Raw genomic sequence first — 25,488 nt, 5'->3', positions numbered from 1 at the left:
GTTGGTACTCAATGAGATAAACGATACATGAGCAAGTATCTAATTGTTTCCTTGTTGAGGGAATTATTTTTCGCAATGAGTGAGTATTTAAGAAAAATCGCCCCTTCACCGTTATATACCGTAATCGAAAGGGGCGATGATGAATCTCTTATAATGTTCGAACAAGCTTTTTATTGACGAATTCGTCTATGCCAAGACGCCCTAGCTCTCGACCGAAGCCAGAATTTTTAATCCCGCCAAATGGCAAACAAGCCTCTGACATAGAGAAGGTATTAATGAATGATGCGCCGCAATGTAATTGATTAGCGACGTGATGCGCTCGTCCAGCGTCTTGTGATATTACGGCAGAGCTGAGCCCGTAAGAGCTATTATTTGCCAGTTCAATGGCTTCTTGCTCTGAGTTGACTCGGTACACCACGGCAATCGGACCAAAGAGCTCTTGGTCAAAGACATCCATTTCTGGTGTGATACCAGCCAAAATGGTTGGTTTTAGCCATGCACCTTCTAAAGCTTCTGCTTCTCCGCCTACGATGAGTTGGGCACCTTGCGACACGGCGGTTTGTATTTGTAAAAGCAGCTGGTCACGTTCAGAAACATTCACCAATGGCGCATACCCTGTTTCATCAGACATAGGATCGCCCGCTTTTAAGCTTGCCAGTGCGGAAGCGAATTTGTCGATGAAAATATCATAGACACTATCGTCTACGATAAAGCGTTTGGCGCTAATACACACTTGCCCTGAATTGAACATTTTGGCAATGGCAGCCAGTTCTACCGCTTTATCTATATCGGCATCAGCTAGGACAATAAATGGGTCATTGCCGCCCAGTTCCATCACCACTTTTTTCAGGTGTTTACCCGCTAGAGCTGCGACATTAGCACCAGGCTTTTTCACTGCCTGTAAGGGAAACACCTTGTACCCGTTTGTCTGCAATGATTAGCTCTGATTGGCTAGACGCGATGAAAAGATGATTGACTAAGTGGTTAGGAAACCCAGCTTGTTCGAAGAGTTGTGTGATTGCTTGCGCACACTGAGGAACGTTGGAGGCGTGTTTAAACACCACACTGTTGCCCGCCATTATGTTAGGGGCGATAAAACGAATCACCTGATAAAAAGGGAAGTTCCAAGGCATTACACCATAGATCACCCCTAAAGGTCGGCTTTCGATAAACGCGGAGCCAGCGCTCACACCTTCGATAGGCTCAGGCGCAAGAAATCGTTCCGCATTCGTCGCGTAGTAGCGACAGATTTGTGCGCAGAGAGGAAGCTCAAGCGCAACGCCTTCACGATGAAGCTTGCCCATTTCTGTCGTCATTAGCTTGGCATATTCGTCACTTTTCGCTTCCAGAATATCAGCGACTTTCATGAGTAGCGCCGCTCGTTCGGCATACGATGTGCCTTGCCACTGCAGGTGAGCATGATGCGCATGACCAAGTGTTTGCTCGACCTGTGTGTTATCGATAATTGGGAAAGACTTTTCGATTTGGTTGGTGTAGGGATTCAATGTTCTAATTGTCATTTCGTTTCTCCGGGGGCAAAACTAATGCTTATGGTAAGGGGATACTTGCTCTTCTCGGCAATGTGCCTACGCTATTTTCTTGCCCGATTTTTGAATAGTTTATATTGGTAGAAATGTGACAAAGCCTCCAGTAATCGTCTTTTCCTGTTCGCCTATACGAGTGATGTGGGAGAGTGAGCGACTTTAATATCTGATATTCGAATGGATAATATTGCGCAAAATAACGTATCAACGTGATGCCATTTGCTCGATGTATCGTTATAGAAAAAGAGAACGGAGTGCGAATAGCGATTGTCTGAGTGCGTGGGTGAAACAAAAAAACAGCAACCAATATCCGGAAGAGAAACAAAAGAGAAACATTTGATTTACATCAAAGAACTCTTCACCCCTATTGCATACCTTAAACGCACGTTTGAATGTAAAAATAGTGTTAAGGATAGTTATGTACTCTCTGATCTTAAAAGCACATGTTGCACTTGTTTTACTTAGCTTCATTAGTTTTTTATTAAGGGCGATGTGGGGCTTTAATGCGTCGGCCCTCATTGAAAACAAGTTTGCACTTGCGATGCATCAGCTATTAACGTTTATGATGCTTATCAGTGCCTTGTTATTGTGTCTGACGATTAAACAATACCCATTTGTTGATCCTTGGTTGACCGAAAAATTCATACTTTTTATCGCTTACGTGGGCAGTGCAATGTTGGTCTTCAGACCTCACCAAAGTCGACAATCTCGCGCTATCTTAACGTCACTAACTTGCATCATTTTTACGTTGATATTTGTTATCGGTAAGCTCCATGCTCCGGTTGTACTTGGCTAATAATGGGCTTAATTTGAGGTAAATAGGAGAGTGAACGAATCACTGCGTTTACTCTCCTATTTTAGTTGGGATGCCCTAGCGTGTAATATTAATAAATTAAGCTTCCGATACCTGCCAACAAGCCGATGAAACCGAGGGTTCTAAACTCAAGCGCCCAACGATCTTTTCGATGTTGTGATCCGTTCTCTTATTAACAAGAATGGATGAGTACACACGTACCTGAGACACCTCTTCACCTTGAATGCTTTCGCTGTCGAGTTTTTGAAGTTGTAAAATACCATCCGACGCGCCTTGCAATAATAACGCCCTAACATAGGGCTCCTCTTGATGATGACACATGACTTCCACGTGATACCGCCACCAGCTTTCATCTTGCTGCGTATGAAGATTAGGGCGTTGGTTTATCGCAGAGACAAGTGGGCGTAGCAGCGTATTGGTGGCAAGCACCATGAGTGCAACTGTGAAAGCGCCCGTGTTTTGCCCCACACCAGCCATTACCCCAATGGCTGCCGAGCACCATAACGTAGCGGCAGTATTGAGCCCGCGGATATTGGCTCCTTCTTTCATGATGACCCCTGCACCAAGAAAACCTATCCCTGAAACGACTTGAGCCGCGATACGTGTAGGGCTGGCGTCATTGACTTCGAGCGTTGACATCAAAGTGAAACTGGCAGCACCCAGTGACACCAGCGCATTGGTTCTCAAACCAGCCATTCGTTGATGCCACTGTCGTTCGACACCAACAGTTGCGCCAAGTACTGAGGCAACCATAAGCGGCAAAAGAAAAGTGGTTAATTCAGATATGATCATAATATTCTCTTCATTATGGCTAAATACTGACGGGCATATCAAGAATTAACGATGCGACGGAAAAGTAAATAAGAACCCCTAACGCATCAGCAATGGATGTGACCAAAGGCGCACTGGCGGAAGCGGGATCGAGTTTCATTTTGTTGAGCAAAAATGGTAATGACATCCCGACGACGGAGCCGACAAGTACGACGATTTGCATCGTTACCGCAACGACGAGCGCGATATCATACCCACCGCGCCAAAACCCTAAAAAAGAAACCGCTAAGGCCATCGTGATCCCTAGTAAGGCGGCAATCATCAGTTCTTTGCCTAGCATTTTTGCCCAGTCTTTAGCGATAATGTCACCAGTGGCGAGTGCGCGCACCATTAATGTCGCTGACTGAGAGCCAGCGTTACCGCCGCTATCAATGAGTAATGGTAAAAAGAAAACCAAGGCAATATAGCTTTCGATCATGTCCTCAAAGTGAGCGATACCTGCTCCTGAAAAAATATTGCCAAAAACTAAGAGTACCAACCAAAACACTCTTTTTCGGTACATCAGGGTAATGGAAGCGTCCTTTAAGTTTCCTGAGTAATTGACGGCGGCTGTTTTGTGGATATGACGGTCAACATGTTCTTCGGCAACGTCCATGGCGTCGTCATAAGTGACAATGCCAATTAAGCGGTTGTTAATGTCTAGTACCGGAAGTGCCAGTAGGTCGTATTTTCGTATCGCTTGAGATGCGATATGTTGAGCTTCTTCGACACGCACAAAAATACATACCCGGGTCATGATCTCAGAAATGGTTTGCAGTGGTTTGGCGAGAATCAAATCTCGTAATGAAACAGTGCCTTGTAGGCATTCTTGAGCATCAACCACGTACGCTTGATAAATGGTTTCGCTGTCACGTGCGATATGCTTAAGCTGCTTGATGGCATCTTCAACGGTACTATTCATCGCTAAGGTGGCAAAGTCTGATGTCATGATGGCGCCAACACTGCTTTGCGGGTAAGAGGTCAGTTGCTCGATATCGACGCGATGCTCGTGCTCGATAGTACTGAGAACTTGTTGTTGTAATGGAATAGACAAGGTTGCGATGAGGTCTGCTCGTTCATCGTGAGCCATGTTTTGTGTTAATTGAACGAGCTCAGTGATATCTAGGTATTCCGCAAGGTTGGTCTGTAAAGTAAGTGGCAGGTATTCCAATAATGTAATTTGGGATTCAGGGGTCATTAAGCGAAATAAATCTCGTACTTCCAGTACATTCAGTTGTTGGTCATCGATAAGTGCTACAAAAGCCTCTGCGCAATCTGCTAATGGGTGTGACGCAAGGAAACGCTGCACTGCTGATTGATTTTGACTAATGTGAAGCGACATTAGCTCTTGGGATATGTTGTAAAAAGTCATAGAATTTTCCTTGAAACTATTGGGCTTAGGCGCAAGTTGATAGACGTAGTGAGTGCTTGATTGGCGTGTTTAGGTGTTGGTAGTGATTGTTTAATGCACGAGCATTATTGTGTTCGAATACGCCAATGACTCGATGTTCACTATTCAGTACAGGTAGGATATTCCATCGGCTATGGGTTAATTGCCATGATGCTTGGTCAGTATTTTCAGACGAAAATATGTAATGATTGCGTGCAAAAATAAACTCGGAAACCAATTGCTTTGGGTTAGCGGTGAGCAAATGAATTAGCGGCAATAGACCAAGGTAGTAGCCGCTTTTAGAGATGGCCGCGACGGCATGAAAGTCTGAGGCTGAGCGTGCTATTACTCGCACATCTTGGAGTGAGAGGTCTTCGCCAACACATAAAATACCAGTGTTAACGAAGTGCTCCACAGGAACAAGTCGCGCTGATTTAGCTTGCTTAATTCCTGCTATCGAAAGCAATGTTTTTATCATCTTTGTATCTCCTAAAATAGGATAAGAACAAAGAAACCAAACAGGTGATATCATACCAAAATGATATAAATATCAGCCAAATAAATAAGTACAAGCCAAGCGTCGACATTGACAATAATTGATGAGTTTGACTATACCAAATAAGTAGAATTTAATATTAAGATGAAGTGTTATTATAATTAGATCCACAGCAGGGTTGTGGCGAATCCAATAGTCGCGATCACATTCATAATATGATCGGATGCTTCATTATAATGATAAATTAATAATCTTTTTGATAATAGCCACAACCAATAGTTATCATGTTGACTATTTAAATCAACGTGTATGTGATTGATATGACTTTAAAATGTTTGGAGTTAACAGGGAGGGGAGTGAGCGTTCACCTATGCCAAGGGTTTCCCTTGGCATAGTCATTAGACTATTGTCAGACAAGAAACCATGGGCATATTCGTTCCACCGAAAACACCAAACTTTATTATTCGACTACTCGAAGAGTCCATAGGTCCCTATTATTCCTGTATTTAAAAATTAGAGTGAAATTACTGTTCTGTAAAATCGAGTGCATCGTAGGGAATATTTAATTGATTGTCAAACTAACTTACCGTCAATGAAATATTCACTTACAAATGACCAAGCGAGTAATCTAATGATAGATACCTCAATTAACTACCCCGTAAACGTGTAATGTCGTGTAATGGTTTCTATCGTTCGTTGAATTAAAATTTACGTGCTTACTTAGGAAGTCGTAGAAAATAAAAGGAACATAACATGTCAGAAACAAGCGAAGTTAATGAGCTAGGTCAATCATCAACAAGTCACAAAGTTGAGCATCGTGAGTACCGTATTGCCACACCGGGGGTTTTGGGTGGTGTTGAGTTTAATCTGACTCTCTCTATTCATCCTAAAACCGGAACGGTAAGCGGTTTTGGTGAGGTGAGTCATCCATCTGTTCACCTTGATAAGCCGCACTTTACTAAGTTAAACGGTGATGCAGCACCGTTGTGTGTGATGGGTGAATCTGAATGCAATAACCTCATTGTAGCAACAGGGTATCCTGTTATGCCGGGTTCTTGGGATCCACGCTTTGGCCCAGGCCCTGTATTATTACCAAATGTTGAACTTCGATTACTCGTGAATAGCCAATACGATGGTATTGTCGCGACCTATACCTATTACACCGAGGACCACACATCGGTTCAAATGGAAAACATCCCAGTACAGACTATTTAATTGTCACCTGTAAGGTAGATGTATCACTATTTACCTTTGTTAAATTAAGCATACTGGCAATAAGATCATATAAAAAAGCCCTCTACTAGTAGAGGGCTTTATACATACTGCAGTAGGGGGACTGAATCAGTATTTTTCTAAAATTTCAGCAATGTGTTCTGTTGTTTGTGCAGAAATGATTGCTTCAACATCTTCATCGTTTTGGAACAACTCTGACAGAGCCATAATGGTTTGAATATGGCTGTCTGAATCCATGGCTGCTAAGGTGACAGAGAAATAAACATCACCGTTGTCTTCTGACTCAAGGTCAACACCGTGTTTGAAGACGGTGATTTGCAGCGCTGCTTCATTAACACCATCTTCTGGGCGAGCATGCGGCATGGCAATTTTGGGTGCCAGCACATAGTACGCGCCAATCTCTTGATGTTTTTGCTTAATCGCATCCAAGTACGTTGCTTCAACTTTGCCATGTTCAAGAAGTTTTGAACAAGTAATGTCTAGTGCTGCATCAACGCTTAAGTTCGTCTCTGTGGAGATAACAATGTTATCTCCAATTAACTTCATAATGCTCATGACACAATCCATCCAAGAATAAGACCAACGACACCAAAGTCAAAGTCAGCAAATGTTGTCGCTTCTAGGCCGATATTACCTAGTACAGGAAGTAGCAGCATTGGTAAGAATGAAATACATAGACCTTGAGTGAATGAACCTAGAATCGCACCACGTAGACCACCTGTCGCATTACCGTATACACCAGATGCGCCACCCACGAAGAAGTGAGGAACCACACCAGCAACAATAATCGTCCAATCAAACATGCCTTGGATGCCCATCGCAACAAGACCAGCTGTGAATGAAGACAAGAAGCCGATAAGTACTGCGTTTGGTGCAACAGGGAATACCATTGGACAATCTAGCGCCGGTTTTGCACCTGGAACCAGTTTATCGGAAATACCTTTAAATGCTGGGACGATTTCCGCGATGAGCATTTTTACACCTTGAAGAACGATGTAAACACCACCAGCAAAAATAAGAGATTGTAGGAAAGTAAAGACTACCCAGTTTTGGCCGTCAGAAACAGTTTCAACAAACTCACCACCAGCAAAAATGGAGGCAAATAGGAAGAAGATTGCCATGGTTACCGCTACAGCTACTGGCGTATCACGTAAGAACATTAAGCTCTTTGGTACGTTCATATCTTCAGTAGTGGTCGATGTGTCACCAAACTTGCTGCCGATATAACCAGAAACCAAGTAAGACAGGGTTGAAAAGTGACCCATTGCCAGTTGATCAGTACCCATTACTTTCTCAGTGTACTTCTGTGCAAGCGCTGGCATGATAACCATTAGCGAGCCGACAATCACTGCACCAACAGCGACTAATAGTGTGCCAGTAATGCCCGCTGTAGAAAGAATTACCGCAACCAACATCGACATAAACATCGTGTGGTGACCCGTTAAGAATATATACTTAAGCGGTGTGAAGCGAGCCAATAGAATATTAACAACGAAGGCGAAGAACATGATTAATGCCATTTCGTAGCCAAATGCTTCTTGTGCTAAAGCAACAATCGCTTCGTTATTTGGAATAACACCACTTACACCAAATGCTTCAGTAAATACGACGGAAAAGTTATTTAGAGCGCCAACAAGCGCGCCAGCACCAAACCCTAAAATCAGGAAACCCATTACGGTTTTAATTGTGCCTTTTAAAATGGTTGATACATCGGCTTTCTGAGCAACTAAGCCAATGAAAGCAATTAATCCAACCATTATTGCTGGCTCTTTTAATAAGCCAAGCATAAATTCAAAGAAATTAGCCATTGTATATTACCTTAGATGATTGCTTTTAATTGCTCTTCAATTGACGCTTTGTCAAAGATATTTGCTAAGCTAATGATGTTAGTTTTGCCTGCGTCTTCAAGTTGGTTGGCAATGTCCGTTGCAGCAACCCAAATATCCGCTTTACTTGACGCTGCCGATGACAGATCTTCGTGATCGACTTCTGCTTCAAACCCCATTTTCTTTACAACTTCTTTAACCGCCATCTCCATCATTAGTGAAGTGCCAAGGCCATTTCCGCATACAACCATAATCTTTTTCATAATATATCTCTGTAGGGTTTGTTGATCTAAAAATAAGTGTTTCACGTCTTGATGGAGAGGATGTTACCTAAAATCCCCAATATTGATATCGACCTAGCTCACAAAGTTAAAATGCTCTTGTGACCCAGATCACACAAAATGGCAAATAACCCTAAAATGAGAGTAAGTAAGCGTCGATATTTATAGGGATTTAAATGATGATTTTTAAGGAGAGAATAAAGTGTGATCCAGGTCTTGTGTGTAGTTGCTTATATAGGGTAATCAGTTTTACTTACCATATTCCGTAATCATTTTTTTCAGAAGTGAGTTAACATCTTTTGTTTTCTTATTTCGTTTTGTTAGCGCACTAAGAGAGGTGGGCAATTCTAATTCGTCATCACTTTCATACTCTTCCTCTATTTGTTCTTTCAGTTTTTGAACCGCAGGAAGTAACATTCTCACCTCCTCGCCATTTTCACTTTCCAAAACAACGATATTTTCAGATTCAATTTGTTTAATAGTTAATAAACCGTGCTTTAACGATTCATACTTCCTACCAACCATCGATGATTGAGGTGGAACTGAACGATCGGTTATTTGGCCACTGCGGATTTTTGCTGCTGTGGTTGAACGAATATGTCCTGTGTTTTTAAACGCAACGATAACCGTATGAGTATTATAATACTCAACAATCATGACGGAACCATGCCTTTTTGTTTCAAAAAAAGCACCAATCTGCATATCTTTTGGAGCGTCCATTTTCTTAATTAACATTCAATGTTACCCAGTACAACGTGATGTTTTATCTCTCTATAATTATATACACGAGTGCTGTGACAATGCATTATAAATTGCAGATTAACGTGATTTCATTTTTTAATCTGAAAAACAGTGGCTTAGTTATATAGATCAAACGATCTTAAGATCTTACTTGATATCCTTTGTCTATCGTGGAGTAAAGCGCTTGATAAACATTGCTTCTATCTTTGTGGTAAGTAAAGTGATAACGCCTCACGAGGTATGACTGCGCGATGGGAAGTAAAAAGAGATATCGACTCGTTGCTGATGCGCGCTGATGTGGTGCACCGTCATAAAATCAACTACTTAGAAACTGCAAACGATTGAGTAGTGATCTTACTTCACTTAACCGTTAGAATTGCCAGCTTTTCATGCCCATGAAGCGTTGCGCTCTATAGGGCGAATGTTGGATATAGAGCGCCATATGCACACTCCAGAACACTGCTTCACCCCCTTCAAGTCGTCCATTGATGAATACTCATTGCCGGAGCGATTCACTTACCCATTTTATTATACGCCCCATCCGCTGGGCTTATTAGCTGCAACAGAGTTACAAGAGCATCTCTGCACTCAGTCTGAATGGCAACATAACTTCGGTCTAGAAGGGGAAGTAGAGGGTGCCATTGGCAAAATGTTTGGCGTGCTGGTGGTTAAAAATAGCCAAGGCGATATTGGTTATCTCTCTGCATTTTCGGGTAAAGTCGCCGATCAAAATTTGCTTCCAGGCTTTGTACCACCAGTGTTCGATATGCTAGCCCAAGACTGCTTTTTTCACGCAGGGCAGGATGAAATTAATCAACTTAGCCATCAAATTAATGCACTAGAAGCGGCACCAGAACTTGCTAGCGTTCGTTTAACACTACAAGAAGTCACGCAAGCGGCAGATGATGCATTAAAAGCCCATCGTAGTTATATGGTAGAAGGGCGTAAGGCTAGAAAGGTCAAACGTGCCGAGGCAGCCGAATTGCCCGATGAAGAACGCCAAGCACTAAAACAGCAGTTAAGCCAAGCAAGCGTGATAGAAAAGCTGCAGCTTCGCGATCTTAAGCTCAGTTGGGAGGCGCGTATCGCTGCGGCACAGAGCGAATTGAACGGGCTTAATGACAAAATAAACCCACTGAAGCAGGCGCGTAAAGCGCTGTCTGCAGGGCTACAGCAGCAGTTGTTTGATCAATACCAGTTTTTGAATGCCAATGGTGAAGAGAAAAACTTAGGTGAACTTTTTGCAAAGACTACTCAAGGTGTACCCCCTGCGGCGGCAGGGGAGTGCGCGGCGCCCAAACTGTTGCAATATGCCTTTAAAAATGGAATGACACCATTAGCTTTAGCGGAATTTTGGTGGGGATTGCCACCAAAATCATCCATTCGACAGCATAAAAACTATTACCCAGCCTGTCAGGGTAAGTGCCATCCCATTCTAACGCATATGCTTGAAGGTTTAGAGGTGGATGACAACCCGCTACTCAAGAACCCAGCAGAAGGTAAGGCTGTTGATATCCTCTATCAAGATGAGGATATGGCAGTAGTGCATAAACCCGCTGAGTTTTTGTCGGTACCTGGAAAAACCATTGAAGATTCTGTTTATCTTCGAATGAAGCAGACGTTTCCGGATGCCACTGGTCCATTGATCGTGCATCGTTTGGATATGTCGACATCGGGTTTAATGGTCATTGCGATCAGTAAACGAGCGAATAAGAGCTTACAAAAGCAGTTTATTCAACGCACGGTTGAAAAGCGCTATGTGGCATTGATTGATGGCGTACTTGAAGAAAATGAAGGACGTATTGCATTGCCAATGCGCGGTGATCTAGACGACAGACCGCGCCAATTGATTTGTTTTGAACATGGTAAACCCGCAGAAACCACATGGCAGGTGATTGAGCGAAAAAATAACCAAACTAAGGTTTACCTTTCTCCCAAGACGGGTCGAACTCATCAATTAAGAGTGCATTGTGCTCATGCCCTTGGTTTACACATGCCAATAGTCGGCGATGACTTGTATGGTAAAACGGCGAATCGTCTGCATTTACACGCTGAATTATTGATTCTTGATCACCCTATTACCCATGAGCGCATGACGTTTCAGGTGGAAGCTGAGTTTTAAGTGGCAATTCGCGTGTTCGGCTAGTGTGTGATTAGCCGAACCTATGTGAGATTAGAATTTACATTTCGTACCAATGAATGAGCTAACTGATCGAATATCAACATGGTCAATTATCGAGCAGATGTACGCTTTGCTAAGGGGAACGACGGTTCCGACAAAGCTAAATTCATCGCGTCCGCGGTACGACTTTTTCCTAATAGTCAGAGAACTTAGTTGATACCCGATTTTTCCCCCCTTGTTTTGATTGATATAACGCTCTATCTGCGCGATCGAGGTTATCTAGCAAGGTTGTGCTCTTATCCACGTTTGTGACACCCACAGAGCATGTTACTTGTAAGTACAGGCTTAATTGATTATCCGAGACATTTTTACGAATACGCTCTGCAATCCGTGTAGCGATGACTTGGCTTTTCGCCCTGAAAATCACCACAAATTCCTCTCCGCCCCAGCGGCCAACCGCCGTGTCCTCACGTAAATGAGAGGACAACGTTGTGGCTAGGTTAATCAATACGGTATCTCCTTCATTGTGGCCGTACGTGTCATTAATGTGTTTGAAGTTATCAACATCCAATATGATCAAAAACAGCGACGTATCTTCGGATAGTTTTTGAAAGTAGCGCTCCTGTATGCCTTGGCGGTTATGGAGACCGGTTAATTTGTCTAAAGAGGCAAGCTTGCGATATTCATCGCGTTCCCGATTCGCGCGCGTCAAACTCATATCCAATAATGACGCTCGGCTTTGGCTGGCCTGAACCGATCGCTTTAGTGCCATTAGTCGAGAAAGAACATCCACGGTCACCGCGAGCACCCATGCCGTAACTAATAGGGATTGTACTTCTAGCAACGTTACCCACTTACCGACAAATTCAATTGAGTGAATGGTAATGGTGGTGTTTTTTATGGAGTGGCTATCGCCAGTGGCCACTTGAATGTTGGTTACGTTATTGAATCGTGCGGAGTGATCGGAAATTTGTGAGTGCAAAAATGACCACCAAGATGGGACATAGAAATTGGAAATGGGCAGTGAGTATAAATAAGCAGGTTGATTAACAGGAATGATACTCTGAAGATTGGCTCGTAAAATAGTGGTGGCAGAGGTGGCATCGTGCTCAGCATTGAGTAAATATACCAGTACTGAGTCTTTAAGATCGGATGTTTCCGAGTAGGATAATTTGATTTTAACGGAATGATAACGGCTAAGATTGAGCTCTTCGTGAGCTCGGGGTGATACTGGTATCACGACACTGCAAAAAGGAAACGTATTAGAGCGTCGAGTATTACAAGAGAAACTCAGAACTTCATCATGTTGTACAAACTGACCTTGAGAGTTACCTCCATTAGCAACATCGTTTTGCATCAAAATCCCCGGTACATTGAGCTTAATGTGATGGCTCACGTCCATCCCCCAGTGATACCAGATAATCAGAATTAAGCTCAATATTGCTAAAATTGCGTAACCATTTTCTCTTCTAATTCGACGCCACCAATGCACTGGATTCCCCCTCCAAAAAAGAAAGCGCTTACTTATTCCTAGGGTATATCAGTACTAAGCAAATTGCTCGAATTTGCCAATTTCCAATAATGAAACCGTGTTTTAAATCACATCTTGTAGGTCGTAATGAGCCCTCCATTAGCCTCAATTTAAAGGCTTAGCGATACCTTATACGATCCTATATAATTACTTTTAATTTAGTGCTTTATGATAAGTAATTAGTGGATCACAAAACTAAAAAATACCACTAGTCATGACGTAAACTGGCTTGTTAATGTTAGGTTTCACATGAGTGATGCTTATAAACTAAACCAGGCAAGAATACACGGACGTGGACAATAATAAATGAAAGCGCTTACTTCAAGAGTAAATACAAGCCTAGCCAGTGAGCTCAGAGAGCACCCCCGTTACACTATGCAACATGCAAAAGGGGTTATTAAAAAAACGGGTCTATTTTCTAGCTACACAGAGGTAAGGGTCATCGATATTTCGAAAGGTGGTATTGGTGTTGCGTGTCGAAAATCACTCATGATTGGTGAACGGGTAGAAGTGAAGCTTGGCAACAAAAAATACTTGGGAATAGTGGTATTTGGTAGCCAGATATTAGGAAGCCGAGAACTGCGAGTTGGCATCCAATTTGAAAATAAACTCGGCATCTCTGACATGTTATTCTTTGGTGCTCCGATGCAAGTCGCACTGGAGTAGCTTAAGTACGAATGTGAATCAATTCTTAGAATTGAATATAAGGGTAGTTTGAGGTGTGTCCTTTTAGTACAGGCTTTCAATAAAATATTGGTAGTCTAAATAAGCTCGACGAACGTTTTGGGGAATCGGCTTTTCATAGACTCGCGCATCATCAATTTTTGCCATAGACCAGCCTTGAAAAATCGGCAGTTCATAGCAAATCAAATCGTGTTCTTTTTGACGAGACAATAATTGGTGCCGGAGATTCTGCACATGATACCAAGGAGAGCTTTTGCCGCGGAAATGATTGAGAATAGGGTATTGAATGAGGAAAATCTCACAGCACACTAGCTGAGCAAGCATACAATCAACGCTCGTTCGCTGCTCTTCGGGGTAGAAGTGCAGCACTTTTTTGAGCTCGCGATTGCAATCTTGAATAATGCTCGGCAAACACTCCTCCTTAACCTAAGTAACAGCCAACGACAGAAACAGCGATTCGTTTTTGTTGCTAAGTTATATTGACTGATTTCAGCGTAGCAGTGATTGACGGAAATATGAAAGTCACCCTTTGAAGTACGCTTTTGATGTGTGTCCCTTTTTTCCCAAAAAGTATGAAGCTCGTAGCTCAGAAATGTCCATTTCTAAGTTAACGCTAACCATGTCTTGATTGTGATCACCAAGGGGCTCTGTCGTCCTGACTCCCCGCTTATTATATTTTATCTATTGTCTTTCTTGTTTGGTTGTACCGTCTCATCAAAGACTCTTAGATTGTTTAGAAACAAAACTTAACAACGCTCAAGTACTAGTACTCAGCTAATAAGTTAGACTATGCCCACTTTACGAGGCATATCACACTTAGGCGGTAGCGTACGATGACCCAGTGGACACTCACCACAAACCTTCTCGCTCGAATTTTTAACAAACAAGCGGTTCTGGCGATCTGTGAAGCGGGTGTAAGAGTAGACAGAGGCGACGAAACCTATTTTTTCAAATGGGAACAGTTGGACAGTGCTCCAGTCGTCAAAGCTTCGTTTTCTGGCGGTAGTTTAAGTTTTCGTATCAACGGTGAACAACATCGCTTTTCTATGTTGAGCTACCTTCTTCCAATACAGCATGCACACCGCTTTTTCCCCTTTTGGGCTAACCGCAATGCAGAACGTTTAAAAAATTTTATTCAACGGGTCAATCATCAATGTCATTCACGTTTTATCCGCGACTCTGCTGTGCGAAACATCAGATTATTTGTTGATGATGAATTCAAGCGCTGGAAAGGTTGGGATAAGGCATCTGGACTTTCGGACTTAGCGCAGGAAACGGCGGAGCAACTTAGTAATATAAAGAATTGGACTCAATCTGATATAGATAGAATCCGTCATGAATACACTGAGTGTCAATTGGCAGCGTTCGGAGCGTTCTTCGATAATGTCGAGTCTAATCCGCTAACCGAAAAGCAAAGAATCGCTTGTGTAACCGATAATGACAACAACCTACTTCTAGCGGGCGCTAAGCACAGGAAAAACCAGTGTCATGGTGGGTAAAACCTACTATTTGATTAACAGTGGGCAGGCAACGCCAAAGGAGATATTGATGCTTGCCTATGGTCGTATCGCCGCACAAGAAATGGATGAGAGGATAAAAGAAAAGTTAGGATTCGATGATGTAAAAGCAAGTACGTTTCATAGCCTTGGTGTCAAAATTATCGCCCAAGTAGAGGGCAAAGCACCAAGTTTATCTCCCCTAGAAAGCGATGTTCGAGCAAAAGTAAAATGGATGAATGACGCCATTGCGTCTCTTATGCAGGATGCACGATACAAGAAAGCGCTACTCGACTATTTTAGTGCTTATTATTTTGTCGATAAAGACCCATTCAAGTTCAAAACGCAGGGGGAGTACTTAAAGTACCTCAACGATAATGATATCCGCACTCTTAAAGGGGAGCAGGTAAAAAGTTTTGGTGAAATGGTGATTGCAAACTGGCTGTATAGAAAGGGTATTAATTACCAGTACGAAGCCAAGTATCGAATCGATGTCTCTACGGAGCAGTATCGACAATATGAACCAGATTTCTACCTGCCTGATTACGATATCTATATTGAGTATTATGGCACGGATAAAAACGGTAATCCTCCGCCTTATATCGACAAAGAGCGATATCAACAAGGGATAGAATGGAAACGGAAAACGCATGCTAAGTATGGCACGGGTTATGTGGAGCTCTATTACCATCAACATCGTAACCAAACCATGTTAGGTATTTTGGAGAGTGAACTTATAGCTCGTGAGGTAAACACAACCCCACTGCCTGATAATACTCTGCTCGACAATTTAGAACAGACAGGTCAGGTCTCAGAGCTTGCACGGTTGCTAGGGTCAATGGTCGATATGTATAAAGCCGCATGTCTTGATGGGGAAGGGGTTAAGCAAATAATTAATAGCTCTATTGACCCCAAGCAAACGGAAAAAGCACTAGAGCTGTTGATGCCGTTGCTACAACGCTACCAAGATTACCTAGTTGAGCAAAGCGTCATCGATTTCAATGATATGATTTCCAAAGCATTGTCGTATGTTGAAACGGGTCAATTTCAATCGCCGTGGAAATATTTACTCGTTGATGAATTCCAAGATATTTCGGAACCAAGGGCAAGGCTAGTGAAAGCGCTACGCGATAACAAAGAGGATTCTTCTCTGTTTTGTGTTGGCGATGATTGGCAAGCCATCTACCGCTTTAGTGGCGCAGATGTTCGCTTAACGACAGATTTTGAACTGTACTTTGGTGCAACGTCTCAAACGACCCTAGACATGACGTTTAGATTTAATAATTCTATCGGAGACGTTGCTACTCGGTTCGTGACAAAAAATCCAGTTCAGCTAAAAAAGAACATTAAGTCTCTTGTTCAAGTTAACGAACCTGCGCTAAGCATCATTAGACAAGGCGCTGAAGAGGAAGGAATATCCTCACTGGATAAGGCGTTAACTTCTATCGCTAATCGTGTACTTGAATCGAATAAGCCAGCTAAAAACAAAGTCTATTTATTGGCGCGGTATTGGTACAAATTACCGGATGCCAACTACTTACAGTGGCTTAGAAGGCGTTATCCAACGCTCGATATTGAGAACCAGTCCTTCCATGCATCTAAAGGCAAGGAGGCGGAGTATGTTGTTGTTATGGGGCTGACGACAGGTAAACATGGGTTCCCGTCAGAAAAGCAGATTCCCCCGTTGATTAACGCTTTGTTACCTCAAGGGGACAGCTTTGAGCATGCTGAGGAGCGCCGATTGTTTTATGTCGCCTTAACTCGTGCGAAACACAACGCTTACTTACTTGCTGATATGACTGATGCCAGTGATTTCGTAACGGAACTACTCAAAGAAAAGTACCCGGTTGCTATTGATGAATTTGATGTGTCTTTAATGCAACAAGAGGCGGATAAAACCGTTTGTTATTCTTGTAAGGTAGGCATTCTTAAGCCTAGGACTGGTCAATACGGCAAGTTTATGTCTTGTACGCTGTATCCTCGCTGCAAGCATAAAGAAACACCTTGTGAGCAGTGTGAAAGTCCGATGACCCGAGAAAGCAAAGAAGGTTATCAGGCTTGTATTAATTCCAGCTGCGAACACGAACGTCCAGTGTGTTTGAACTGTGGTAGTGAGATGAAATTGAGGCGCGGCAAATATGGTGCATTCTGGGGATGTTCCACTTATCGCCGAAATGTAGAGAATAACTGTTCCTACAAGGTTAGCGCGGCTTAGGTAGCAAAACTCAAGCTGCTACAAATTTGCTACACAGAACAGCAAAAACAACAAAGGGCTAGCAGTTACTAACTTGCTAGCCCTTTAAATAATGGCGCTCCCGACAGGATTCGAACCTGTGACCTGCCCCTTAGGAGGGGGCTGCGCTATCCAGCTGTGCCACGGGAGCTTATGGCTTATAATACTCAATTATTTGAATAAGTTAAGCCTATATTGTTAGTTTTATGGTTGTTTGTGCATGACATCGCCAATCTGAATGCTGTTGGCTAAGCTTGGCTGGTCTACGGTAGCCTCTGCTTCTCGCTCGTACACTCGAGATACCGTTAGCGTAATATCACTTTGTGAGACTTTATTGCGCGGCAATCCATTTTGGTCGATGAATGACCCAGTATGCCAAAGCGTGAGCTTATCTCCGGCTTGGACGCCGTGTACTCGCCCTAAATCTAGCGTAATTTTATTGCCGTAGCTGGCAACGACTTCTGGCAAGGTCATTTTACAAGACACTTCCGCTTCAAAATCTAACATAATGTTACGGCTAACACGTTGCATCATCTCACCGTAGGTGGATGTCCAAAAACGGGCGCTTTTTGTATCTACTTTACTGGTTTTCGCAAATGGCCATTTGGCGATTTCACGGTATGAATGCTGGAATATCTCATGGCCTGTTTTGCCATCAAAAATAGCTAAGTTCATGGCAAATTGTCGATTGGTGACATCATCGCTCAGTAAGCCGCCGAGCTGTGATGGTGGCTGTTAAGTCGTTAATCTCTCCGGTGATTAAGTATTGTGCGCCAAGATCTTGTGCGATCATTTTTATCCGCTCTGGCTGTCGCTTGTCAATTTCATAGCGGGTAGTACCCACTGAAACAAAGCTGTACGAGCGAGTGGCAAGCTGTTTTTCAATCACCGAGCTGTAATCTTCGCCAAGCTTATAGATTTGTCCCATCACGGCCTGCTGAGGGTCGACAATGTCAAACATTGCCACCCCAAAGGTCTTTTTGTATTGGCTTTGATGGCAAGCCTTTGCCGATGGATAGATATCCACGCGGACTTTAACGAACATTTGGTTGCCGCTGGTGTATTTATCATCAATGACAATATGGCGAACTTCAGAGTCAATGAACTGGTATTGCTCTTTGTCATCTTCAAGCAGTGGCGCTAGCCCTGAAAGGCTGCCAATATCGGCTCCGGCAAAATCTACCGCTTTGTAGACCGCGTCCTCTAAGGCATAGATCCTTGCCGCCTTTTCTGACGATACGATGGTTGAGACACCAGTGACCTCATACCAAGCGGCGTGCGCCGAGCTAGCACCAATAGCGAGTAAGGTACTTGAAACTAAAGAACAAATAATTTTTTTCATGCGACCAATCCAAATGCGGAACAATATTTGCTAGATGATTATTGCTAAACGTTTACCAGCGAATATTGGAGCGGACTTTCTTATTAACGACAACAATGAGAAAGCAAAGATTGTTCCAACCTTCACAGGCTCAGGAATTAATCTACCCAATTCACAACTTTGGAGAGTGAAACATGAAAAAGTGGCTATTGATGGCATCGGTGTTAACACTGACCTCTTGTGCCTACTCACCAATCTATAACGGTAAAGAAACCTACAGCGGCAGTAAATTTATGCTGATGGAAAGTCCCCGTCATACGATGGACTATTTTGTAGAAGGTTTGACCGAAGACCTTGTTGAGTCAAACACCAGTGTATCGGTGAGAACCCCTATTGCAGTGGCATCCTTTGTGGATTTGCAGAGTATGGAATCCACCAATTGGTTAGGCAATTCTGTGTCTGAAGGATTCATCCATCAGTTGCAACGCCGTGGGTTTAAAGTTGTCGACTTTAAAACAACGGGCTCGATACAGGTGACGAGCCAAGGTGACTTTGCGTTAAGCCGAGATTGGAAAGACTTAGCTCAAGAGCAACAAATTCAGTTTGTTTTGACGGGCACGATGCTGCGTCAAGAAGGTGGTGTGTTAATTAATGCTCGTGTGGTTGGTATGCAATCGCGAGTCGTGGTTGCGTCTGCACAAGGTTTCTTACCAGCAGATCGCATTGGTCGAGATCTTGATACGTTAAATCAAATGCGTACAGAAGATGGGGTATTGATTCGTTCAGACCCAATGATGACCTCGCCGCATACTATCATTCTACGACCATAGGAAATGACAATGAGAATCTGGTTAATGGCATTGGCCACGATGCTGATGGTTGGTTGTGCACCAATCGGTACGCTTAACCAAAATACGTTGACGGCTGTCGGTTATGCCAGCATTAGTGAGCAATCGGGTCGCACTGAAGAAGAGAAGCAAGTGCGTGCCATGCGTGCCTCTAAAATTGATGCATACCGCGAGCTGGCAGAGCAAGTATACGGTCTTCGAGTGTCGGCAAGAGCGGATCTGCAAGACCAAAAGCTTGGCGTAGAGTCGACAACTGGGGCCGTTGACGGTGTGATTCGTGGCGCGGAAGTGGTCAGAAGCTATAAAGTCGGTGACAGTTATGTCACAGAACTGCTGCTCGACATTGAAAAAATGGACAGGCTTCGCGACTACGGTGAAATCCGTCGTGTTCCAGAGAAGAAGCGTCAAACCTTGTTTTAATGGATAACAGCTTTTACGGATAACTGTTTTAACGACTAACGTTAATTGCAGGATGTATAAAGGAGCGGCAATGATTGTCGCTTTTTTTGATCGTGTATAAGAATTAGGTGTGCTTAAACTTTGATTGTTTTTAATGCGTAGAAAACGCTAGGCTTTAAGGTTAGTGCCTAGTGTTGAAAGCGTATGAGTCTGTCCGCTTAAGCGTTATAGGTCATGCCTATCTTACCGTGGCTTTGTTGCATCAAATTATTGAGTTTATTAAAGCTGAGTTGGGCCCGTTGTAGGCTTTGTCCGTTAATGTCGTTAATTTTTTGGCAATCAAGAATGATGGATTTGACGGTGCGGACTTGTTCAGCCAGCAAGGCTTCATCAGTGAGTCTTGCAACGTCTTGGTGTTGGCTTAGTCTTTGGTCGGTTTGTTGAAGTTGCCCGATGAGCGCCATTTTTTCTTTGGCTAATCGCTCAATATCACCCGATTCACGAGCTGCGATGGCTTTGGTCTCTTCTGACAATAGAAGAGACAGGGCTTTTGCATTTTTAAGCTGATAGTCAACTAAATCAACAAGGGCTGCCATTCATTTTACCTTTTATTTATCGAGTGAGTCGCACAGCGCGTTCTCTCTAGATAGTGCGAATTACTTTAAACCGCCTAGCTCTTCTTCAAACTTAATCATGTTATCAGCAAGTTTTTCTGGGTCGACGGTATAAGAACCGTTAGCAATGGCTTCTTTAATGGCGGCAACTTTTGCCGTATCAAAGCTAGGTTGTGATGCCATCTGTTGATGCATCTGCCCAATTGCTTTACCGCCTTGACTTAATGTCACGGCATCTTGCTTTGCTGATGACTGACTAACTGGCGCTGAGCTGCTACTTGTACTTGTTTCCGAACGAGCAGGGGCGCGACTTGTCGTCGTTAGCGTCTGACTAGAACGAATGTTATCAATGCCTGCCATAGTTAAGCCTTCTGTGCATATGTTCGTAAATATTAGTAGTCGTAAACAATAGTAGTCGTAGACAATAGAGTTTTCTTGTATACCGTCAGTATCGACCTATAGCGAAGATACTTTAGGAAAAATTTAAAAGTCACGGGTAATAAATTAAAAATTCACGGTAATTTCAGCCACTCCAGTGACAATACCTTCAATTATACGCTGAGACTTGTCATTTTTCACTCTTACTTGGTCACCATTCGATCCATCACTCAGGGCTGTGCCTTTGGTTGAGATGGTCATGCCGCTTTTGACGGCGCGTATCACGACCTTTTCATTGCGGCACACAACACAGACATCGTTGCGCTCTATGACATCCCCTAGCTTTACATTTCGTTTCAATTTGGAGCCAACGACTTGCTCAAAATCGGTAAATCCTTGGCGACGGAAACGATTTTTATCCACCATTGTCATCATGACGTCGCCTTGGGTGACAATACTCCCTCGCGCCAGTGGTCGAGTCGCAGCAACGAGTGGCAACGAAATGCTGAGTCTAACGGGCACATAGAGTCGCCAGTTATCACTTGGGCATTCAACTAAAACCGTGACGTTACTGCTGGTGTTTCTGGCATTGGAAGAGGAGGTTTGCAAAGGCTCAATGCAATCGGTCGCATGAACACGAGAGTCGATTCGTCCTGCGGTTGCTGTGAGCTCCGCGCCAATTGGGGCATCTAAGGTATCCAAAACATGAGCTTGGGCTGCCTTTTGGATGTTTTCTATTTGTTCTGGCGTCGCTGCGTGCGTTAATGCACTAAAGAAAAACGTGTGCCAGACGATAAAGAGTAAAAGCCCATTAAGCATTGGCTTAAAATTGGGGCTGGAAGTATTCAAAAAAGATGTCTTATAATACAGCATTCTGTTTCTCAGGTTCCTCGTTGCCTGCAGTAGACTATCACTTTTTTGGCGTAAAGTTTGAGATGGAGATGAACTTATGACCGGTATCTTAGATTCGGTGAACCAGAGAACGCAGCTAGTAGGTCAAAACCGACTTGAATTATTAACGTTTCGCTTAATGGGACGTCAGAGATACGGTATTAACGTATTTAAAGTCAAAGAAGTGTTGCAATGCCCGCGACTCACCGCGATGCCGAATCTACATCGTTTGGTCAAAGGGGTGGCACATATTCGTGGTCAAACCATCTCTGTTATTGATCTGAGCTTGGCTGTAGGCGGCAGACCAACAACAGACATTGCCAATAGTTTTGTGGTGATTTCGGAATTTAACCGTAGTGTACAAGGCTTTTTGGTGAGCTCTGTTGAGCGTATTATCAATATGCATTGGGAGTCTATTTTACCACCGCCAGAAGGGGCTGGGCGTGCAAATTATCTGACTGCCGTGACCAATATTGATAATGAGTTAGTGGAAATCATTGACGTTGAGAAAATACTGGCCGAAATATCACTCAGGTTGAAGAAGCGATGGATGGTAATCTTGCTAAAGAAATTGCAGAAGCGGAAGTTCAGCAACAAAAGCAAATCGTCAAGCGTATTATGATCGCTGATGATTCCGCCGTAGCAAGAAAACAGGTCCAACGAGCAATCGAGTCTATTGGCTTCGAAGCCATTTTGGTTAAAGATGGTAAAGACGCGTATAACAAGCTGGTAGAAATGGCGTCAGAAGGCGACATTCGCGAGCAAATATCCTTGTTGATCTCGGATATTGAAATGCCAGAAATGGATGGTTACACCTTAACGGCAGAGGTTCGCCGTCATCCAGGTCTTAAAGATTTGCACATTATTTTGCATACTTCGCTTAGCGGAGTGTTTAATCAGGCGATGGTCGAGCGAGTCGGTGCCAACGAGTTTATCGCTAAGTTCAACCCAGAAGAGCTGGGAAGCGCAGTAAAAGCTGCTGTCGTAGCAGGTTAGCGAAACAATAAAATCACAATAGAACTTGTATTAAGCAAGCTTTCAAAAGCAGTATAGAGTAGTTAATGACAGCGATAACCATAAGCGATCAAGAGTATCGTGATTTTAGCCGCTTTTTAGAGTCACAGTGCGGCATTGTGCTTGGAGACAGTAAGCAGTATCTAGTGAGAAGCCGCTTAAGTCCGTTAGTGAGTAAAAATGGGCTGACGTCATTGTCTCACTTATTGAGAGATGTCGTATCGGGTCGAAATCGCGAATTGCGCATTGCCGCTGTGGATGCGATGACGACCAACGAAACATTGTGGTTTCGAGATAATTACCCGTTCACGGTACTATCTGACAAGCTGTTACCAGAAATGGCGGCAAATAAACGTCCGATAAAAATATGGTCAGCGGCGAGTTCTTCAGGCCAAGAACCGTATTCAATGGCGATGACGATACTAGAAACTCAAGCGAAGAAGCCTGGCATGTTGCCGAATGTGTCGATCACGGCGACGGATATTTCCAACACAATGTTGGATGTGTGTCGTTTGGGCGAGTACGACAACCTTGCACTCGGACGTGGCTTGTCACCAGAGCGTCGCCGCGCGTTTTTTGAAGATGCGAAAAACGGCAAGATGAAGATAAAAGATAGCGCGAAACGCTTAGTGAACTTTCGTCCACAAAACTTAATGGACTCGTATGCATTACTAGGCAAGTTCGACATTATTTTTTGCCGAAATGTACTCATTTACTTTTCGCCAGAGATGAAATCACAAGTCTTGAATCAAATGGCGCGCAGTTTAAATCCCGGAGGGTATTTATTGTTAGGTGCATCGGAGTCGTTAACTGGGTTAACTGACAAATTTGAAATGGTGCGATGCAACCCCGGCATTATCTACAAGCTTAAACCTTAAACTCGAATACTGGCCTCGGATCATCCGGGGCTTTTTCTTACCCCTTTCCGTGGCATTTCTTGCTAAGCTGTAATCATGTGGTTGGGTCGCGAGCAATCACTAACGACATTCCTAATCAATACCATCGCGAACGTGGCGCAGATATTGCTGTGCTAATCCCGAATGTGCTTACTGAATCAATTTTCACACTCATAGAGATCAAGTGTCTGGCACTTTATCTAGCACCTGAAGCTTAAATCGGGGCCGTGGCTTTATCTAGTACCCGTAGGTTAAATAAAACTACCTATGGTTTAGATAAAAATCCCCACGGTCTCAATAAAAGTAACAGAGGCTTAAAACTTTGGCGCGGAAATTGCTTTATATTTCTCAAGGCACCTATTTTTGAACAATGAGGTTTAAATGGCCATCTCTTTTAACAATGCACTCGGCATTCATCAGCACACCGTTGGTGTACGCGAGAAGAACGCTGAAGTCATCTCTACCAACATCGCTCAAGCCAATACACCTGGCTTTAAAGCGAAGGGGATGGATTTTAATCGTGCGTTAAAAGCGGCAACCTCAGGGGCAAGCATTGGACTAGACCGCACCGATGGACGGCATATATCTGCCTCTACCAATGTGACAGGGGAAATGCTCTACCGTATTCCCGACCAACCCGATACCGGGGATGGCAATACCGTAGATGTTGACCTTGAACGAAACCTGTTCATGCAAAACCAACTAAGACATCAGGCATCACTCGATTTTTTAGGCAGTAAGTTCAAAAATATGACCAAGGCAATCAAAGGGGAGTAATTAAGATGAGTTTATTTAATGTTTTTAACGTAACGGGTTCAGCGATGAGTGCTGAGTCAGTTCGTCTTAATACCACCTCAAGTAACCTTGCCAACGCCGACAGTGTTAGTAGCTCAGCGAAAGAAACCTACAAGGCGCGTCATGCCGTGTTTGGAGCGGAACTGAGTAAAGCGCGTTATAACCGTGATCATACCGTGCCAGTCAAAGTGATGGGCATTGTAGAGAGCGATAAACCCCTAAGTGCAGTGTACAACCCAGATCATCCACTCGCGAATGACGAAGGCTATATCTACAAGCCAAACGTTAATGTGATGGAGGAAATGGCCAACATGATTTCTGCGTCTCGTTCATACCAGACTAACGTCCAGGTAGCGGAAGCGAGTAAGCAGATGTTGCTTCGTACCCTGCAAATGGGTCAATAGAGATAGGAGATAGCAAATGGCCGGAATCAACAATGTTGGTCAAAGCGGTTTGTCCTACGTTGACCAACTGAAAAAGCTACAGGACCAAAACAAACCAGCAGAGACCACGGGTAAGCAAGATCTTAAGCAAGAAGATTTCTTGTCTTTGCTCACCAAGCAACTGGCTCAGCAGGATCCGTTTAAACCAGTGAGCAATGATCAAATGATTGCTCAAATGGCCTCGTTTGCCACGGTAGATGGTATTGGCAAAATGAATTCTCAGTTCGAGAATCTCAATTCGTCAATGACGTCAAATCAAGCGCTTCAAGCTTCCTCTTTGGTAGGGCGAGATGTGTTAGTACCGGGCGCTGCAGGGGTTAAGGAAGCGGATAAAGGTATGGCGGCAATGGTGAAATTGCCTCAGTCTTTAGAAAATGTTTTTGTCCGTGTAGAAAATGAAATGGGTCAACTGGTTCGTACCTTCAATGCTGGCGCAAAACCCGGTGGTGATGCTCGCGTAGAATGGGACGGCAAAGACGATCAAGGTAATTCATTGCCGCCTGGCAAGTACAAGGTGAAAGCCTCGGGTTTGTTGGACGGAGAAAGCAAAGAGCTTGAAGTGTCTAGTTATGCAAACGTCAACAGCGTGCTTCTTGGCAAAGGAGACGGAAACGTACTACTCAATCTAGCTGGTTTTGAAAATCCAGTTCGACTTGCGGAAGTATTGGAAGTCGGCAAAGCGTGAAAA

General features: G+C 43.5%; 25 protein-coding genes, 1 tRNA gene and 3 pseudogenes. 13 read left to right on the top strand and 16 right to left on the bottom strand.

Features of this window, described 5'->3' with window-relative positions; translation table 11 throughout:
* Positions 1-148: 148 nt before the first annotated feature.
* Positions 149-895, bottom strand: coding sequence for an aldehyde dehydrogenase family protein (locus AC0L66_RS13555; RefSeq protein ID WP_473567661.1), 747 nt, complete (start codon positions 893-895; stop codon positions 149-151).
* The gene (locus tag AC0L66_RS13550) at positions 876-1,520 is read right to left on the bottom strand and encodes an aldehyde dehydrogenase family protein (RefSeq protein WP_473567660.1); all 645 of its coding nucleotides are present in this window, start codon (positions 1,518-1,520) and stop codon (positions 876-878) included. The genes AC0L66_RS13555 and AC0L66_RS13550 overlap by 20 nt, the downstream gene beginning before the upstream one ends.
* A gap of 442 nt (positions 1,521-1,962) precedes the next feature.
* Between AC0L66_RS13550 and AC0L66_RS13545 the strand changes: the two genes are divergently transcribed.
* A complete protein-coding gene (locus tag AC0L66_RS13545; RefSeq protein WP_428750646.1) occupies positions 1,963-2,340 on the top strand; it encodes a SirB2 family protein in 378 nt (125 codons plus the stop codon).
* Positions 2,341-2,436: 96 nt separating this feature from the next.
* On the opposite strand, the gene AC0L66_RS13540 is transcribed toward AC0L66_RS13545, so the two are convergent.
* From AC0L66_RS13540 to AC0L66_RS13530, 3 genes are read right to left on the bottom strand one after another with little or no spacing between them, the layout of a single operon-like run.
* On the bottom strand, positions 2,437-3,150 hold the full coding sequence (locus AC0L66_RS13540; protein WP_265677808.1) for an MgtC/SapB family protein: 714 nt from the start codon (positions 3,148-3,150) through the stop codon (positions 2,437-2,439).
* Between the two features lie 19 nt (positions 3,151-3,169).
* The gene (gene mgtE / locus AC0L66_RS13535; protein ID WP_473569263.1) at positions 3,170-4,510 is read right to left on the bottom strand and encodes a magnesium transporter; all 1,341 of its coding nucleotides are present in this window, start codon (positions 4,508-4,510) and stop codon (positions 3,170-3,172) included.
* A 55-nt stretch (positions 4,511-4,565) separates the two neighbouring features.
* Positions 4,566-5,036, bottom strand: a complete 471-nt coding sequence (locus AC0L66_RS13530) for a hypothetical protein (RefSeq protein ID WP_473567656.1) — start codon at positions 5,034-5,036, stop codon at positions 4,566-4,568.
* 771 nt (positions 5,037-5,807) lie between these two features.
* On the opposite strand from AC0L66_RS13530, the gene AC0L66_RS13525 reads away from it, so the two are divergent.
* Positions 5,808-6,269 carry a hypothetical protein gene (locus AC0L66_RS13525; RefSeq protein ID WP_473567655.1) on the top strand — a complete coding sequence of 154 codons (462 nt, stop codon included), beginning with the start codon at positions 5,808-5,810 and terminating at the stop codon, positions 6,267-6,269.
* Between the two features lie 126 nt (positions 6,270-6,395).
* Here the strand turns inward: AC0L66_RS13525 and AC0L66_RS13520 are convergent, their stop codons facing one another.
* From AC0L66_RS13520 to AC0L66_RS13505, 4 genes are all read right to left on the bottom strand, one after another.
* Positions 6,396-6,842, bottom strand: coding sequence for a PTS sugar transporter subunit IIA (locus AC0L66_RS13520; RefSeq protein ID WP_265677685.1), 447 nt, complete (start codon positions 6,840-6,842; stop codon positions 6,396-6,398).
* A complete protein-coding gene (locus tag AC0L66_RS13515; protein WP_265677684.1) occupies positions 6,839-8,095 on the bottom strand; it encodes a PTS ascorbate transporter subunit IIC in 1,257 nt (418 codons plus the stop codon). Before AC0L66_RS13515 ends, AC0L66_RS13520 begins: the two co-directional genes overlap by 4 nt.
* Positions 8,096-8,106: 11 nt before the next feature.
* Entirely contained in the window at positions 8,107-8,376 is a 270-nt protein-coding gene (locus tag AC0L66_RS13510) for a PTS sugar transporter subunit IIB (RefSeq protein WP_265677683.1), read from the bottom strand.
* Between the two features lie 267 nt (positions 8,377-8,643).
* A complete protein-coding gene (locus AC0L66_RS13505; RefSeq protein WP_265677682.1) occupies positions 8,644-9,129 on the bottom strand; it encodes a hypothetical protein in 486 nt (161 codons plus the stop codon).
* A gap of 448 nt (positions 9,130-9,577) precedes the next feature.
* Between AC0L66_RS13505 and AC0L66_RS13500 the strand changes: the two genes are divergently transcribed.
* The gene (locus AC0L66_RS13500; protein WP_473567653.1) at positions 9,578-11,257 is read left to right on the top strand and encodes an RluA family pseudouridine synthase; all 1,680 of its coding nucleotides are present in this window, start codon (positions 9,578-9,580) and stop codon (positions 11,255-11,257) included.
* A 193-nt stretch (positions 11,258-11,450) separates the two neighbouring features.
* Here the strand turns inward: AC0L66_RS13500 and AC0L66_RS13495 are convergent, their stop codons facing one another.
* On the bottom strand, positions 11,451-12,749 hold the full coding sequence (locus tag AC0L66_RS13495) for a GGDEF domain-containing protein (protein WP_473567651.1): 1,299 nt from the start codon (positions 12,747-12,749) through the stop codon (positions 11,451-11,453).
* A 345-nt stretch (positions 12,750-13,094) separates the two neighbouring features.
* Between AC0L66_RS13495 and AC0L66_RS13490 the strand changes: the two genes are divergently transcribed.
* Entirely contained in the window at positions 13,095-13,454 is a 360-nt protein-coding gene (locus AC0L66_RS13490) for a PilZ domain-containing protein (protein WP_265677679.1), read from the top strand.
* Between the two features lie 63 nt (positions 13,455-13,517).
* Here AC0L66_RS13490 and AC0L66_RS13485 read toward each other — a convergent pair whose 3' ends face one another.
* Entirely contained in the window at positions 13,518-13,883 is a 366-nt protein-coding gene (locus AC0L66_RS13485; RefSeq protein WP_473567650.1) for a hypothetical protein, read from the bottom strand.
* Positions 13,884-14,305: 422 nt separating this feature from the next.
* Here AC0L66_RS13485 and AC0L66_RS13480 point away from each other — a divergent pair, with 422 nt between their 5' ends.
* Positions 14,306-14,971: a hypothetical protein gene (locus AC0L66_RS13480; RefSeq protein WP_473567648.1), complete on the top strand. Its 666-nt coding sequence runs from the start codon at positions 14,306-14,308 to the stop codon at positions 14,969-14,971.
* Positions 14,961-17,183 (top strand): UvrD-helicase domain-containing protein, encoded by a 2,223-nt coding sequence (locus AC0L66_RS13475; protein WP_473567646.1) that lies wholly within the window; start codon positions 14,961-14,963, stop codon positions 17,181-17,183. The genes AC0L66_RS13480 and AC0L66_RS13475 overlap by 11 nt, the downstream gene beginning before the upstream one ends.
* 92 nt (positions 17,184-17,275) lie before the next feature.
* Here AC0L66_RS13475 and AC0L66_RS13470 read toward each other — a convergent pair.
* Positions 17,276-17,352: transfer RNA gene (locus AC0L66_RS13470), tRNA-Arg, on the bottom strand.
* Between the two features lie 53 nt (positions 17,353-17,405).
* A pseudogene (locus AC0L66_RS13465) lies at positions 17,406-18,543 on the bottom strand (flagellar assembly protein FlgT).
* 173 nt (positions 18,544-18,716) lie between these two features.
* On the opposite strand from AC0L66_RS13465, the gene AC0L66_RS13460 reads away from it, so the two are divergent.
* Together AC0L66_RS13460 and AC0L66_RS13455 are read left to right on the top strand one after the other, a co-directional pair.
* Positions 18,717-19,352 carry a FlgO family outer membrane protein gene (locus tag AC0L66_RS13460; RefSeq protein WP_250619698.1) on the top strand — a complete coding sequence of 212 codons (636 nt, stop codon included), beginning with the start codon at positions 18,717-18,719 and terminating at the stop codon, positions 19,350-19,352.
* 9 nt (positions 19,353-19,361) lie between these two features.
* Complete coding sequence (locus AC0L66_RS13455) at positions 19,362-19,790, top strand: LPP20 family lipoprotein (RefSeq protein WP_265676207.1); 429 nt, start codon at positions 19,362-19,364, stop codon at positions 19,788-19,790.
* Between the two features lie 147 nt (positions 19,791-19,937).
* On the opposite strand, the pseudogene AC0L66_RS13450 reads toward AC0L66_RS13455, so the two are convergent.
* The 3 genes and pseudogenes from AC0L66_RS13450 to flgA form a co-directional block, all read right to left on the bottom strand.
* Positions 19,938-20,365, bottom strand: a pseudogene (locus tag AC0L66_RS13450) (flagella synthesis protein FlgN).
* A gap of 60 nt (positions 20,366-20,425) precedes the next feature.
* Positions 20,426-20,743, bottom strand: a complete 318-nt coding sequence (flgM, locus tag AC0L66_RS13445; RefSeq protein ID WP_473567644.1) for a flagellar biosynthesis anti-sigma factor FlgM — start codon at positions 20,741-20,743, stop codon at positions 20,426-20,428.
* A 144-nt stretch (positions 20,744-20,887) separates the two neighbouring features.
* Complete coding sequence (gene flgA / locus AC0L66_RS13440) at positions 20,888-21,634, bottom strand: flagellar basal body P-ring formation chaperone FlgA (RefSeq protein WP_390902949.1); 747 nt, start codon at positions 21,632-21,634, stop codon at positions 20,888-20,890.
* Between the two features lie 76 nt (positions 21,635-21,710).
* Here flgA and AC0L66_RS13435 point away from each other — a divergent pair.
* The 5 genes and pseudogenes from AC0L66_RS13435 (at position 21,711) to AC0L66_RS13415 (ending at position 25,485) form a co-directional block, all read left to right on the top strand.
* Positions 21,711-22,648: pseudogene (locus AC0L66_RS13435) on the top strand (chemotaxis protein CheV).
* Positions 22,649-22,713: 65 nt separating this feature from the next.
* The gene (locus AC0L66_RS13430) at positions 22,714-23,544 is read left to right on the top strand and encodes a CheR family methyltransferase (RefSeq protein ID WP_265676203.1); all 831 of its coding nucleotides are present in this window, start codon (positions 22,714-22,716) and stop codon (positions 23,542-23,544) included.
* A 399-nt stretch (positions 23,545-23,943) separates the two neighbouring features.
* Positions 23,944-24,339, top strand: a complete 396-nt coding sequence (gene flgB, locus AC0L66_RS13425) for a flagellar basal body rod protein FlgB (protein ID WP_428752395.1) — start codon at positions 23,944-23,946, stop codon at positions 24,337-24,339.
* A 5-nt stretch (positions 24,340-24,344) separates the two neighbouring features.
* On the top strand, positions 24,345-24,761 hold the full coding sequence (gene flgC, locus AC0L66_RS13420; RefSeq protein ID WP_250619705.1) for a flagellar basal body rod protein FlgC: 417 nt from the start codon (positions 24,345-24,347) through the stop codon (positions 24,759-24,761).
* A 16-nt stretch (positions 24,762-24,777) separates the two neighbouring features.
* On the top strand, positions 24,778-25,485 hold the full coding sequence (locus tag AC0L66_RS13415) for a flagellar hook assembly protein FlgD (RefSeq protein ID WP_265676199.1): 708 nt from the start codon (positions 24,778-24,780) through the stop codon (positions 25,483-25,485).
* The last annotated feature ends 3 nt before the right edge of the window (positions 25,486-25,488 follow it).

Source organism: Vibrio sp. GJ43-1, from assembly GCF_055808835.1.
The sequence above is the reverse complement of the archived record's forward strand: the minus strand, read 5'-3'. Positions and strand labels throughout refer to the sequence as shown.